This window comes from Novosphingobium sp. FW305-C-30-35, assembly GCF_058783135.1.
The window spans coordinates 72,731-85,570 of sequence record NZ_JBYSYJ010000004.1; the positions used below are offsets into that span (position 1 = coordinate 72,731).

Sequence of the window (12,840 nt, forward strand, 5' to 3'; positions counted from 1 at the left end):
TGCGAGAAGCGCTGAGTGAGAGGCTCAGTTGGCGAGAGCACTGCCCTGTCCTCCAAAGGCAGCGCCCGGCATCAGGGCGGCTGCTTGCGGGGCCCCCTGCCCGTTCATCGCCGCGCGCATCGCGCCCATGACATCGCCGGCCGACGCTGCTGCAGGCTGCGGCATCTTGACCTTGGCATAGACTTCGCGGCGGACCTCGGCGGTGATGTCGGGGACATTGCCGGCGAGCACGGCCTCGCCCACCAGCACGATCTGGCCCGAGGCTCCGCGGCGCTCGAGGTTCTTCTGGACCTCGCCCATGAACGCGCGGGTCTCGGTGGTGACCTGCTCGGGCGGTGTGGCCGAACGAGCCTGAGCCTGGACATATTCGCCGACAATGCCTGAAAGCTGGACCTTGGCGATGGCCGGCCGGTCCCCTGCCCCGAGTACGTTCTTGGTGACCCAGGCGCCCCACAGCCCTGCGGCAACCAGCGCGCCGACCATGGCCACGGGGACGAGTCCGATCCGGGCGCGGGGCGCGGGGCGGGCCGTGCTCACCTCGGCCTCGAACAGCGGGCCGGCGCCCGTGCTTGCGGACATGCGGGGGCTTCTAGCCATGATGGTTCTCCCTGGGATCTGAGGTTGGCGCGGCATCGCGCGTGAGCAGCGAGTGGCGGCGAAAGAAGCCGACCGCGACGAAGAGCCCGGCGCTGGTCAGCCAGAAAAAATGGGAGAAGCGGTCCTGGCGCTCCGCGCTCGCGGCGACATAGCGCGAGGCGAAATTCTCGAGTTGGAGCACGGTCCCGACAAAGCTGAAATTGCCGAGCGCAGCGAAGAACAACAGCCACAGCGCGGCGACGCAGGCCAGGGTGACCGCGAGCCAACCGGCCAAGCGCAGGCCATGGTAGCAGGCATCGGCGAGCCGCATGGGTCGGCGGGGCGAGGCGAGGAGCGCGGTCATTCCGCCGCCTCGGCAAGTTCGCCGTCCGTAAAGTCAGGGGCTCCCGGCTGCGGCGGCACGAAGTCGGGAAAGGCCACCCGCTCGATCGCATCGGGGAGCGGCAGGCCGGCGCGCACCCTCTCCTCGATCTCGGAGAAGACCCGCGGGCTCGAAGAGTAGAGCGTCGCCGAATAGGGATCGAGCACGAGCCGGCCGACCGCGAGGGTCTCGGGCCCCTTGATCAGGACGTCGGAATACTCGGTGCCATTGCGCTTCAGCGAGCGCAGCAGGCTCTCGGTGTAGTGGTCCATCTCGAAGCGCTGGTGCTTGGCGAGATCATTGATCGTCTCCTCCTTCTGCTGGAGGACGATCGACCAGTCGGAGTTCTCAAGCGCGGCGAGCGAGCCTTCGGACTTGTAGAAGTCGTTCAAGGACTGGGTCGCGGTGATCAGCGAGCCGCCATATTTGCGGCAGGTACGCGCATAGGTCTCGATTGCCTGGCCCATCTGCCCGCCGCCCAGCAGCTGCCAGGCCTCGTCGATCATCGTCAGCTTGGGCACCGAACGGTCGAGATCGCGCATGACCCGCAGGGTCAGGAACATGAGCGCGGTGAGCGCGACGGAGCGCAGCTCGGGCTTCGAAGAAAGGTCCGAAAGCTCGAACACGGTGAGGCCCGCTGACAGGTCGATCGAGCAGGAACCCTCGAAAAAGCGACCGTATGTGCCGCCCTTGAGGAACGGCGACATCGCATCGGCGAGATCGCCGGCAAAGGGCGATGGGAGCGCGCGGAGCGCCGCCGCAACGTCGTCGATGGTGCCGGCACGCTGCTTTTCGCGCCAGACGCTGCTCACCGCGGAATCGATCAGGCCGCGCTCGGTATCGGACAGGCGGTCCTGCTGGCGCGCCATCTGCCCGACGATCGACTTGAGCATGGCGAGGCATTCGACCTCGTAGTCTTCGCCGTCCTCGTCCGAGGACAGCGCCTCGCCATCGATCATGTCGAACGGGTTCAATGAGAAGCCCGAGGAGAGCTTGAATTCGACAAAGGCGCCGCCGAAGGCCTTGGCCATGTGCTCGAACGAGCGCCCGTCGTCGATCACGATGACCTTGGCACCGGCGCCGGACATCGCCGCGCAGACGTCCTGCAGGAAGACCGACTTGCCCGAGCCCGATTTGCCGAACACTGCGACGTTGTGGTTGCCGGCCGCGTTCTGGAACGGCGACCAGAAGAAGGGCTGGCCGCGCCGCCCGATCAGCAGCACGTGCGGAATGTGCCCGCCGGTATGCTCGCCCTGCAGCGGCGCGATCGAGGCGGCCGTCGTCGTCAGCATGGTCTTGAAGCGCTTCATGCGCTTCAGATCCGCCGACAGGCCGTTGGGGAACGAGAGCGGCATGGCAGCGAGCAGCCCCATCACCTGGAGGTAGCGCTCGTCGATGAGGTCCCAGCCAGAGGCCTTGTAGACCGACTTCACCATGCGCTCGTTGACGTCGCCCTTGCCGAGCGGCGAGAGCGCGCCGACGCCGTAATAGACTTGCGCGAGCTTGCGGCCCTGGCGCATCTGTCCTTGCACATACTGCCACTCGTCGCGCTGCTCGGAGAGCTGGGGCAGGAAGCGGGCCGAGCGGCTGTCGGCAAGGCTGGTCGTGCGCATGACCTTGAGCCCTGCGCGCGAGCTCGCCGCCTCCTCGTCCTGGAAGACGAGGCCAAGCACGGTCATCACGTTGCAGCCGAAGCGCAGCTTGTCGTTGATGACGTCGCCGATGATCTTCTGGACGTCCCAGGGCGCCCATTGCTTGGGCAGGTTGCGGACCGAGAAGAAGCGCCAGTCGAACTTGTCGGGGACGACCTCGCCGATCACCGGCGCGCCGTCCTGGCTTTCGCCGGTGGCACGGAACCGTTCGGTCTGCAGCACGATGCGATCGGGGGTGACCTGCGTCTCGAGGTCGCGGCGCACGCACTGGATATTGATCGGATCGAGTTCGGAATAGTGCTCGGGCCGGTCGGCATTGTCGACCGCGGGGCAGAGGAAGTCGTCGAGGAAGGCGATCAGTTCGACCGGGCCGACGTCGCGCGCCGGGATTGACAGCGCCTGGAGCGTCCCGTGCAGGCTTTCGCGGACTGAGCCGAGTGCGTCGGTGCCGATCGGGCCGCTGAGCCGTGCGCCGACCGAGAGGATCACGCGGGTATTGCGCAGGTAGAAGGGCGCATCGCGCGAGATCGACATCCATGCCGCCCGGCGCAGCCAGCGCGCGCGGTGGGTAGCCGCTCGGCCATAGACGCCCTTGGCGACGATGCGTGGCATGACCCAGTCGGCGATGCGTTGCCCGACCGATGGACTTTGCCAGTGGATCAGCTGGATCTCGCAGCCCGAGGGCACGGCGTCGGAGAGGAACTGGGTCAGGATCTCGCCGCTGCGCTCGTCCGCCCCCATCATCGGCGCGAGTTCGAGGATAAACCCGACTGATTCCGTGTTGATGAACATCCGGCTTTTCTTGTCGTAGCTTCGATAGGGCAGCCAGTTCGACAGCATCGGCGCGCCGAGCACCGGGCGTGTCGCCTCGGGATGCGCGCTTTCGCCGAACATCATGTCGAGGAACCGGTCCCAGAACCCGCGCGAAACCATGGGCCCTACTCCTCGACCTTGGCTGGGAAAGCAGCGGGCCCGTTGACCGGTCCCGTCACGGCGGCAGCAGGCTTGGGGGCATCGGCCGGAGCCGCGCCCTGCGCTGCTCTGGCTGCAGGAGCCGGTATCTGTGCCGCAGCAGCGGGGGCCTTTGCGGTTTGCGCGAGGCGGCTTTGCACCTCGGCGCGGATCGCGTCGATCGCGCTCCCTGCCTTCAGCGCTGCGCCCTTGGCGCGCGCCGCCGCAACGGCTTCGGGGCTTGGCGGCCCAGCAGGTGCGGGCTTGACCTCTGGTGCGAGCGACAGGTCGCTCGGCAGTGTTGCTGCATCCGGCAAGGACGATGGCGGGGTGAAAGTAGCGCTCGCCAGGCTCGCCGTGCGGCCCTCGATCTGGTCGATCGCCGTGGGTTCGCTGCCTGAGAGCTGCATCCAGGCCCCATCATCGACCACCGCATGCACGATCCGCGGCTCATGGAGATTGCCGCCGCCATCGACGAACGATGGGAACACCACGCGAAGCACCCGGCGCTCTCGGTGCGCCATGCCGCCTTGCGCCGGCGTGATGCGGCCGGTTCCGGTCGGAACGTAGGCCGCAGTTGTTGGCCGCGCAGCGGTGGGCGAGCGCATATAGGGGCCAGCGGGGGTCATCGGCCGGGCGTTCTGGATAACTGACAGGGCCTGGTCGTCAATGACCGTCGAGGGCGCGCAGGTGCCGTTCGGCGCGCTGCAGGCGAAGCTGCCCTTGATGTTGCCGCCGAACAGGCTGGTGCAGGCCGCAAGCTGGGTTGCGGCGAGACCGAGCGCAGCGACCGATGCCGCTCGCGCGAGGCCGCCTGCCTTGCGCTGCTCGGCCAGTTTCCCGAGGCGCAAGGCAAGGCGCCAGAAGGCAAGGCCCGCCTCCAAGCTGAGGCTGGCTTCGCCAAGCGCCGCGTACCCGTGCGAAACCTGCCAGGACCGGCGGCGTAAGCGCTCGAGATCCCGCGCGGCAAGAAGCCGGCCCTCGGCATTGGCGAAGCTCGCGGCGACCTCGTGCCACAGCGCTATAGCCTCGGCCCGTTCGATCGCGACTGGCGGCAGCGAGACCTGCCCGCGCGACCTTCGTGTCACTGCGCGGCCCAGACCGGCAAGCTGCCCCGGCGTCAGCGCGGTCACGAGCGAGCGCCCTTCAGCCACTGCTCGAGGACCTCGCGCGGGCGGAAGCCTTCGATCACTGCCCCGTCCGAGCGCACGATGACCGGCGTGCCGGCCAGACCCTGCTCGCGGGCGAAACGCTCATTGGCATCGAGCGGCGAGGTGTCGCAGGCCCGCGTATCGGTAATTGGGGCACCGGCATAGGCGGCCTTGACCGCCTTGCGCCGGTCGCGCGCGCAGAACACCTGGTTGGCAAGGTCACGGCTGCCGAGCACCGAGATCGGCCGCTCGATCACCCGCACATTCATGGTCTCGAGAACCCCCGAAAGCGCCCGGCAATAGCCGCAGCGAAAGTCGCTGAAGACGGTGACGGTCGGCCCCGAGCTTGCTCCCCAGACAATGCCGCCCGCCTCGGGCAGTGCGGCGAGCGACATCATCCGGGGGGCACCGCTCGCCGAGGGCGTATTCACGCCCCGACGCGGGGTCTCGACTTCCTGGGCTTCCTGCCGGCTGCCCGCAGCCCCGCCAACCAGGAGGTCGGGGTTGACCTCGAGCAGCCGCACGGCGGTCAGGTCCTGACGGGTCTGCATGTCATAGACCCGCCCGATCAGAAGATAGCGCGCGGTCCTGTCGACGTAGAACAGCTGCGATCCGGCCGTGACCTCGCAGACCCCGTCAACGACCTGGCAATTGACGTGGGCAACTTGCGTGCGCGGCAAGCGCTCCTTGAGCGCCGCGGTCACCGCAAGATCGGCTTCCGACGGGGCGTTTGGCGCATTGGCATTGGCGTTCGCCCAGACTAGCGAGCCCCCGCTGCCAAGCGCGATCGCCGCGAGCGGCATCGCCAATTTGCGAAGGGCTATCGGCCCCCAATTCAGTGACTTCAGCTTCATGGCACCCACCTCATCCGTTTATGAACACGCCCTCGAGGAACACGATTTCGACATCGATCCCGGTCGGCATCTCGATCACGGGCTGATACTGTTCGGCCCGCTCGATCAGGTATTTGGACACAGTGTCGGCCGAGGTCGCGACGCCCTCGCCGAGCCCGCCCTGGAGGATCTCTCCGGCACCTAGTTTCTGACGCTGACCGTTCACATTGACGTTGGTGCCCTGAAGGATCGAATTGGTGTTGGCCGAGAACCCGCGCCCGAACCCGCCGGCGAGCCCCGCGAGGAACGCTTGGCCGATCAGCGAGCCTTCGCGGCTGACGACGCGCCCCCTCACCCCGGTCTTGCCGCCAAACGCGATGAAACCCTTCACGTCCGAGACCGCGTAGCGGCCGTTTGGCTGCGGGCAGGTCATCCGCTGCAGCTTGACGTAGACCTTCTCGGAAGAGAGGTCGCCGCGCGCCGCGCCATTGACCAGGCACCCGGCGATGTTGGTGGTGAGGAGGCGCCCATTATCATAGACCGACCGCGCCGGCCCGGTGATGCGCAGCACCACGGGAAGCGGGTCGGTCTGGCTCTGCACGCCGGCGGCGGCATCGACCCCGACAATGACCTTGGCGACCGCGATCGAGTTCGGCGGCAGGTAGTTGGCACTGTCGGTATAGACCGTGTTGCCCTTCGGCACCGGGCTGCCGGTCCCGCTCGCGCCTTCGCCAAACGAGACGAGGCTGACCTCGCTGCCCCGTCCGCTCGGGAGCCCCGCAGCAGCCGCCGCAGCCTGCCCTGCAGGAGTGGCCTGCGCACTTTGGTAGCTCGGCGGGCTGGTGCGGCCATACATGGCGTTGGGCCCGATCGGGGTTGCGCCGGGTCCGACAATTGGCTGTCCCATCACCGGCGGCTGGCGCGCCGCCGCGAGCGCGGCTTTCAATTGCTCGTTCTCGCTCTGATAGGCTGAAAGCACCCGCTCGGTGTCCGGTGAGACTCCCGCTGCTTGTGCCTGGCTTTGCGCCATTTGCGCCTCGAGCTGGTCGGCGCGCTGCGCGCGGGCGGCGAGCGCGCGCATGTTGTTGTCCATCGCCATCATCTGGGCCTCGGACTGGGCGCGCCACTCCTTCTCGGCCATGTTCTTGTTGACCATCTCGTCGACTGAGACCTCGCCGACTTCCTGTTTGACATGTGCATCGCTGCTCTTGCCTTCGCCTGAGAAGATGTAGGTCGAGCCGATCAGCAGTGCGGCGAGACCGCCCGCGCCGAGCAGCAGCATCTGCTTCTTCTTGACCGCCTCGTTGGCCTGAATCGCATCGCCGAGCGGCGAAGCATCGCTGCCTTCCGTGTCGCCGGCGGGTCCGTCGAGCGCCTTGGGCCCTTTGCGGAAGGGGTTCTTCCAATCCATCAGCGGCCTCCATTCGACTGGATGAGGTAGACGGCGGCGGCCTGGCCCGGCGCGAGTTCGCTGACCGGGGTCATGAAGGCGACCGCGCCCTTGGCGGCGAGCATGTTCTCGTCGAGCGGCAACGCGTCGCGGCCGGTGTTGCGGACGCGCAGGACCACGCCCTTGAGGTCCGCGCCGCGGTATTCACCGACCTGCTGGACCTCGAGCTTGCCCACTGTGACCGGCTCGAGCACGTCCTGGCGCACCTCGAAGCCCTCGATGGTCTCGCTGCGGTACATTGCTTGGGCGAGACGCACCGCGCTGTCCTCGGGCGAACTTCGCACTTCCCAGTCGCGTGCCGCTTCGGCCTTGATCGCAGTATTGGTGACGAAAACCTGTTCTGCGTCGTTTCCGCGCACCTGGCAGACGAACTTGTAGACGTAGCCCTTGCGGGTGGTGCCGAAGAACGAGAGGTTGGGCTTCACAAAGCCGTCGGGGACCGAGAGGTAGATGTCGCCGCGCACCGGCTCGTTGACGATCTTGAAGTCCTCGGCCGGGTTGCCGGTGCTGATCTTCGAGACCGAGGCAAACTGATCGCCGGCCAGGCTGATGCGGGTGAGGTCCTTGGCCGAGGCCACGCAGGCGACCGTGCCGTTGTCGGCTGCGGGGATGCTCTGGTCGGCCACGGCGGGCGCAGCGAGGCATAGTGCGCCAAGGCAGATGAGCGCCGCGCCCACCGGCCGTCCGGTGATCGCGTAGGGCCTGCCGGCAAGCACTGCCCCCACGCCGATCGCGCCCCATCCAAGCTGGGCCATCACCCCTCTCCTCCATCACTCTCGTTGCTCGTTTTGCCGGGCTCCGTTCCCGTGGCGCCACCCGCGCCGTCCTTGGTGACGCGTCCGAACCCGGCGAGCTTGAGGCTGACGCCCGAGTAGCTCCATACGAAGCGGAAGGTCCGCGCCTCGGCGGTCACTTCCTTGGAGCCGACGACGGTATGGAGCACGCCATTGACCTCGCTGGTCAGGGCATCGGGGTCGACGCTCAGCGCTTGAATCGTGAAATATTGCGATACGCTCGAGCCGTTCTGCTCATTGAAGATCTTCATGAGCTCGGCCTTCATCCGGCCGTGGGTCCTGGGATCCGTGATGGCGAGGATCGAATCCATCCAGTACTGGAGGTTCGACGGCGAGCGGTTGAGCGTGAGGAGCGCCGCGTCGCGCGTCACGAGCTCGAGATAGTCCTTGTCGACGTGGCTGGAGGACAGCGTCAGCGGCTTTGCCAGCACCGGCTGCAGCACGACCTCGCGGTCGCGGTGCGCTGCGGTGAGCGTCAGCAGTACGCTGAGGCCGAACAGTCCGGTTGCCGTGATCGCCAGGAGGTTGCGCTGTTTCAGGAGCCGCTGCGCCTGGCCGTGGGAAATCGAGAGGTCCATGTCAGCCCGCCATCAGTCGAAGATGGGAGGGCGGCGTCGCCTTGAGGCCCATGAAGGCACCGGGCAGGTACCAGTAGGCCGAATGAATGATCCACGAGACGGCACGTCCCGCCTTCAACTTGCGCAATCCCCACCAGGCCAGCACGCTTGCTGAAATCCCAATCAGAATATGTTGAGACAGGATCCCCCACGCGAAGGGCAGGATCATCGCGAGAAATTCATCGAGCGTCCAAAAGCCGATGAGCTCGGGATCATCGAGATGCGCGGGAACCGTGTAGCGATTCATGAGACGACACCGCCCTCCAGTTTGTCCGGCCAGTCCTCGTTTCGGGAGCGAGGCCGGAGGGGGACCGCTTGGGTCAGATCGTTGCGGTGACCGCGGCGGTGACGATCGGCACGCCGGTTCCGGCGCCCACACCGACACCCACCGGAATGGCGACCTGCGCCAGGCTGAAGCGGCCCGAGGCGAGGCCGACGATGCCGCCGGCCAGGCTCAGCACGGTGATGATCTTACCGCCCGAACCTTCGAGGAAGCCGGTGAAGGCGGTGAGCGCCGTGTTGAAGGTGGCGTCCGCGCCGGCCATCGCGACCTCGCTGCCGAAGACGGCCGCGACTGCGACGACCGCCGCGCCCTGGAGCAGGATCTGCCCCTTCCCTTGTGTGATGCGTTTCATCTCTCGTCCTTTTTCCAAAAGCCGCGTCATTCACGGCCTTCAGAATGAACAGAGGAGCGCTGCTGCTAGCAATTAACAGGTGGTTGAGGTGCCCTTGCGAATCGGAAGATTTCCCGAAACGTCAATTTCGGACGAGGTTTGTTTCCCTTTCGGGGAAACGGAATCCCCTTTGCGGGAACTGCATTTTCCTTTGCGGGAAACGTTTTTGCCCCAAGCGGAATTGCGGTTCCCGCTGCAGGAAACGAGCATGGCGACTCGCCCCGCCCGGACCGGATTCGCTAAATTTACAATTTCGGCCCATTATGCGCCGCGTCAGATGTCCTGGATCACCCGCCTATGGCTACAGGCAACCGCAATGTCCGGATCCACCTGAGCCAGCAGTGCTTCGACCTGCTGGCCGAGGTGATGTGCGCCTATTCCAAGCGTACCGGGCGCTTCCAGACGATGCGAATGACGGTCCAGAGGGCCTGCGAACGCCTTAAATCCCACGGGATTTCCAAGGATGACCTGGACCTGTTCCTCAGCGAATTCGCGGTCGATGGCGATATCGCGGTGTGGCTGGAGGTCACTCCGAAGTGGTCGGCTGACTACGATGCGCTGCGCGACAAGGTAAAGAACATCGGAGAGAAACAGGGCGTGGATAAGCTCCTTGTCCCGCTCGCCGTCTATCTCGCGGAGCACCATAATCTCATCTAGGTAGAGCTCCGGAGCAGTATTACGCGCTTCTTAAGACTCTTGACAGGTTATGCCATCCCATAGACGTTTTGCCTCGGGAGGGATGGAATATGCCTCACAGGAACTTGACGCCTGAGACGGTCTTCAAGCCGAGCACTGATCCCGAGACGGAACCGGTCTTTATCTTTGCCAATCCGAGCCCGGCGCCTGGGGAACAAGACCAATACAAACAGCTGATCAACGCTGAGCTCGCCCGGCAGGGCATCCCGCCCGCGCATCTCGCGGACCGGATGGGGATGTCCCGGCCCAGGCTGCACAAGATCCTCAAACAGACCAATCCGCTTCCAGAAGGCCTGCGCGACCGAATTTTTAACGAACTCGGGATGGATCACGTGCGCGCCAAGATCAGCGTGGCTCTGCTCCATGATCCGGATGCCTACGCCAATCAGGCGGTATTCCTCGCAACAGAGAGCCTCAAGAGCTTCTATCTCGAGGTCATGACCTGCCGGCGCGGCTCGATCGAGGTCGACCTGCGGCCAGCGATTATTCACGAGGCCGCGCGCCGGGCATATGATCTGCTGCTCTCGCACCAGGAGCGGGTCATGCAGAACCACCAGACTCTCCAAGCTTGAGCGCGCAATGGTGCCCGAGACCATTTTGGCTTGGCAGAAGCTCTACGGCGCTGTCGCGGTGCTCGCCGCGATCTGCTCGGCCTGTGCTGCGCTCAAGACGTGCTATGACATTCGAACGGGCGTGCTACGGCCCCCGCAGAAGTCTGCAGTGGGGTGGATCCTTTGGCTGCCGCGCGTGTGGCTGCACTTCCAGCTCGCGTACTTCCTCGGATTTCCGAGCATACTGGCGATCGCAGTGCTGTAGGCTCTGTTGCAAAAATCGTGAAGCTTGAGCATGCTTGGCGGAGATTGGACGGACGGAACGATGACGGATTTCAAGTGGCGCCATTTCCAGGGTGATGTGATCCTGTGGGCGGTGCGCTGGTATTGTCGGGTCGTGTCCCACGGGGTGGTGTAGGAAGGTTTCTCTGAGAGGGTGGCCACCGTCGATCTTCTGGTAGGGTTCGGATGCGAACTCGAACCTGGAGAAGAAGACGATGACCGACGACAGAATGGCCCTTGTTGAGCTGATTGAGCAAGGGGCAGACAGCGATTTGGTGCGCGATATGCTGGCATTTGCCGCCGAGCGCATGATGGATCTGGAGATTGAGGCCAGAACGGGTGCGGCTGCGGGCAGTCGCAGCCCGGCGCGGCTCAACCACCGCAACGGCTATCGCGAACGGGGCTGGGACACTCGGGCCGGCCGGATCGAGCTGGCGATCCCCAAGCTCAGGAAGGGCAGTTACTTCCCGAGCTTCCTTGAGCCACGCCGCACGGCTGAGAAGGCGTTGGCGGCGGTGATCCAGGAAGCCTACGTCCACGGTGTCTCGACTCGCTCGGTCGACGATCTGGTCAAGGCGATGGGCGCCAGCGGCGTCTCGAAGAGCCAGGTGAGCCGTCTGGTGGCCGAGATCGACGAACGGGTGAACGCCTTCCTGCAGCGGCCGATCGAGGGCGAGTGGCCCTACCTGTGGATCGACGCCACCTACCTCAAGGTCCGCGAGGGCGGGCGGATCGTCTCGACGGCGGCGATAATCGCCGTCGGCGTCAACACCGATGGTCGGCGCGAGGTTCTGGGCGTTGCCACCGGCCCTTCAGAAGCGGAACCCTTCTGGAAAGCCTTCCTGCGCTCGCTCGCCGACCGGGGACTTCGCGGGGTAAAGCTGGTCATCGCGGACGACCACAAGGGGTTGCGCGCCGCCGCCAGCAAGGTGTTCGCCGCGAGCCAGCAACGCTGCCGGGTCCACTGGATGCGCAATGCGCTGGCACATGCCGCGCCTAAGCAGCGACCGGCAGTCATCGCCATGATCAAGACGATCTTTGCGCAGGAAACGGCTGAAGCGGCTCACCAGCAATGGGAACAGGTCGCCGATGCCCTGCGCGAGAAGTTCCCGAAGCTGGCCGACATGATGGCCGGATCGCGCGAGGACGTGCTTGCCTACATGACCTTCCCGAAGGAGCACTGGGCGCAGATCGCGTCGACCAACCCGCTGGAAAGGGTGAACAAGGAGATCAAGCGAAGGGCCGATGTCATCGGCATCTTTCCGAATGACGCCGCCGTCGTCCGCCTCGTCGGAGCACTCATGCTGGAACAGAATGATGAGTGGGCGGTGTCACGCCGTTACATGACGCTGGAAACCCTCGGCTCGGTGAGCCATAACCCCATTGTCAGCCTGCCAGCTCTGGCTGCCTGACCCGAACCTGATCCTACTGCGGATCGACGGTTCCTACACCACCCCGTGGGACACGACCTATTGTCGCTATCCGATCAGCTATCGCGACCTTGAGGAAATGCTGGCGGAACGCGGCATTTCGGTCGACCATACGACGATCTATCGCTGGGTCCAGTGCTACGCCCCGGAGATGGAGAAGCGGCTGCGCTGGTTCTGGCGGCGTGGCTTTGATCCGAGCTGGCGCCTGGATGAAACCTACGTCAAGGTGCGGGGCAAGTGGACCTACCTGTACCGGGCAGTCGACAAGCGGGGCGACACGATCGATTTCTACCTGTCGCCGACCCGCAGCGCCAAGGCAGCGAAGCGGTTCCTGGGCAAGGCCCTGCGAGGCCTGAAGCACTGGGAAAAGCCTGCCACGCTCAATACCGACAAAGCGCCGAGCTATGGTGCAGCGATCACCGAATTGAAGCGCGAAGGAAAGCTGGACCGGGAGACGGCCCACCGGCAGGTGAAGTATCTCAATAACGTGATCGAGGCCGATCACGGAAAGCTCAAGATACTGATCAAGCCGGTGCGCGGTTTCAAATCGATCCCCACGGCCTATGCCACGATCAAGGGATTCGAAGTCATGCGAGCCCTGCGCAAAGGACAGGCTCGCCCCTGGTGCCTGCAGCCCGGCATCAGGGGCGAGGTGCGCCTTGTGGAGAGAGCTTTTGGCATTGGGCCCTCGGCGCTGACGGAGGCCATGGGCATGCTCAACCACCATTTCGCAGCAGCCGCCTGATCGGCGCAGAGCGACAGCCTACCTCTGACTGCCGCCAATCTTTGCAACAGAGCCGG

15 protein-coding genes are annotated in these 12,840 nt (G+C 65.3%); 5 read left to right on the forward strand and 10 right to left on the reverse strand.

Features of this window, described 5'->3' with window-relative positions:
* Positions 1-24 precede the first annotated feature (24 nt).
* From AC3WLM_RS21490 to AC3WLM_RS21535, 10 genes are all read right to left on the reverse strand, one after another.
* Positions 25-597, reverse strand: a complete 573-nt coding sequence (locus AC3WLM_RS21490) for a type-F conjugative transfer system protein TrbI (protein WP_492478726.1) — start codon at positions 595-597, stop codon at positions 25-27.
* Complete coding sequence (locus AC3WLM_RS21495; RefSeq protein WP_492478727.1) at positions 590-940, reverse strand: hypothetical protein; 351 nt, start codon at positions 938-940, stop codon at positions 590-592. The genes AC3WLM_RS21490 and AC3WLM_RS21495 overlap by 8 nt, the downstream gene beginning before the upstream one ends.
* Positions 937-3,543 (reverse strand): type IV secretion system protein TraC, encoded by a 2,607-nt coding sequence (gene traC / locus AC3WLM_RS21500; RefSeq protein ID WP_492478728.1) that lies wholly within the window; start codon positions 3,541-3,543, stop codon positions 937-939. Before traC ends, AC3WLM_RS21495 begins: the two co-directional genes overlap by 4 nt.
* A 5-nt stretch (positions 3,544-3,548) precedes the next feature.
* Positions 3,549-4,715 carry a hypothetical protein gene (locus AC3WLM_RS21505; RefSeq protein ID WP_492478729.1) on the reverse strand — a complete coding sequence of 389 codons (1,167 nt, stop codon included), beginning with the start codon at positions 4,713-4,715 and terminating at the stop codon, positions 3,549-3,551.
* Complete coding sequence (locus AC3WLM_RS21510) at positions 4,691-5,566, reverse strand: DsbC family protein (protein ID WP_492478730.1); 876 nt, start codon at positions 5,564-5,566, stop codon at positions 4,691-4,693. The genes AC3WLM_RS21505 and AC3WLM_RS21510 overlap by 25 nt, the downstream gene beginning before the upstream one ends.
* A 10-nt stretch (positions 5,567-5,576) precedes the next feature.
* On the reverse strand, positions 5,577-6,956 hold the full coding sequence (locus AC3WLM_RS21515; RefSeq protein WP_492478731.1) for a TraB/VirB10 family protein: 1,380 nt from the start codon (positions 6,954-6,956) through the stop codon (positions 5,577-5,579).
* Positions 6,956-7,750 (reverse strand): type-F conjugative transfer system secretin TraK, encoded by a 795-nt coding sequence (locus AC3WLM_RS21520; protein ID WP_492478732.1) that lies wholly within the window; start codon positions 7,748-7,750, stop codon positions 6,956-6,958. Before AC3WLM_RS21520 ends, AC3WLM_RS21515 begins: the two co-directional genes overlap by 1 nt.
* Entirely contained in the window at positions 7,750-8,367 is a 618-nt protein-coding gene (locus tag AC3WLM_RS21525) for a type IV conjugative transfer system protein TraE (RefSeq protein ID WP_492478733.1), read from the reverse strand. Before AC3WLM_RS21525 ends, AC3WLM_RS21520 begins: the two co-directional genes overlap by 1 nt.
* 1 nt (position 8,368) lies before the next feature.
* Complete coding sequence (gene traL / locus AC3WLM_RS21530; RefSeq protein ID WP_062345589.1) at positions 8,369-8,653, reverse strand: type IV conjugative transfer system protein TraL; 285 nt, start codon at positions 8,651-8,653, stop codon at positions 8,369-8,371.
* Positions 8,654-8,726: 73 nt separating this feature from the next.
* The gene (locus tag AC3WLM_RS21535; protein WP_492478734.1) at positions 8,727-9,041 is read right to left on the reverse strand and encodes a hypothetical protein; all 315 of its coding nucleotides are present in this window, start codon (positions 9,039-9,041) and stop codon (positions 8,727-8,729) included.
* 336 nt (positions 9,042-9,377) lie between these two features.
* On the opposite strand from AC3WLM_RS21535, the gene AC3WLM_RS21540 reads away from it, so the two are divergent.
* The 5 genes from AC3WLM_RS21540 to AC3WLM_RS21560 all read left to right on the forward strand — a co-directional run bounded on the left by AC3WLM_RS21540 (position 9,378) and on the right by AC3WLM_RS21560 (position 12,784).
* A complete protein-coding gene (locus AC3WLM_RS21540; protein WP_492478735.1) occupies positions 9,378-9,737 on the forward strand; it encodes a hypothetical protein in 360 nt (119 codons plus the stop codon).
* Positions 9,738-9,841: 104 nt separating this feature from the next.
* Positions 9,842-10,348: a hypothetical protein gene (locus AC3WLM_RS21545; protein ID WP_492478736.1), complete on the forward strand. Its 507-nt coding sequence runs from the start codon at positions 9,842-9,844 to the stop codon at positions 10,346-10,348.
* A 7-nt stretch (positions 10,349-10,355) separates the two neighbouring features.
* Positions 10,356-10,592, forward strand: a complete 237-nt coding sequence (locus AC3WLM_RS21550; RefSeq protein ID WP_492478737.1) for a hypothetical protein — start codon at positions 10,356-10,358, stop codon at positions 10,590-10,592.
* Between the two features lie 232 nt (positions 10,593-10,824).
* The gene (locus AC3WLM_RS21555) at positions 10,825-12,021 is read left to right on the forward strand and encodes an IS256 family transposase (protein WP_004207098.1); all 1,197 of its coding nucleotides are present in this window, start codon (positions 10,825-10,827) and stop codon (positions 12,019-12,021) included.
* 7 nt (positions 12,022-12,028) lie between these two features.
* Positions 12,029-12,784 carry an IS6 family transposase gene (locus AC3WLM_RS21560; protein ID WP_492478758.1) on the forward strand — a complete coding sequence of 252 codons (756 nt, stop codon included), beginning with the start codon at positions 12,029-12,031 and terminating at the stop codon, positions 12,782-12,784.
* Positions 12,785-12,840: the final 56 nt, after the last annotated feature.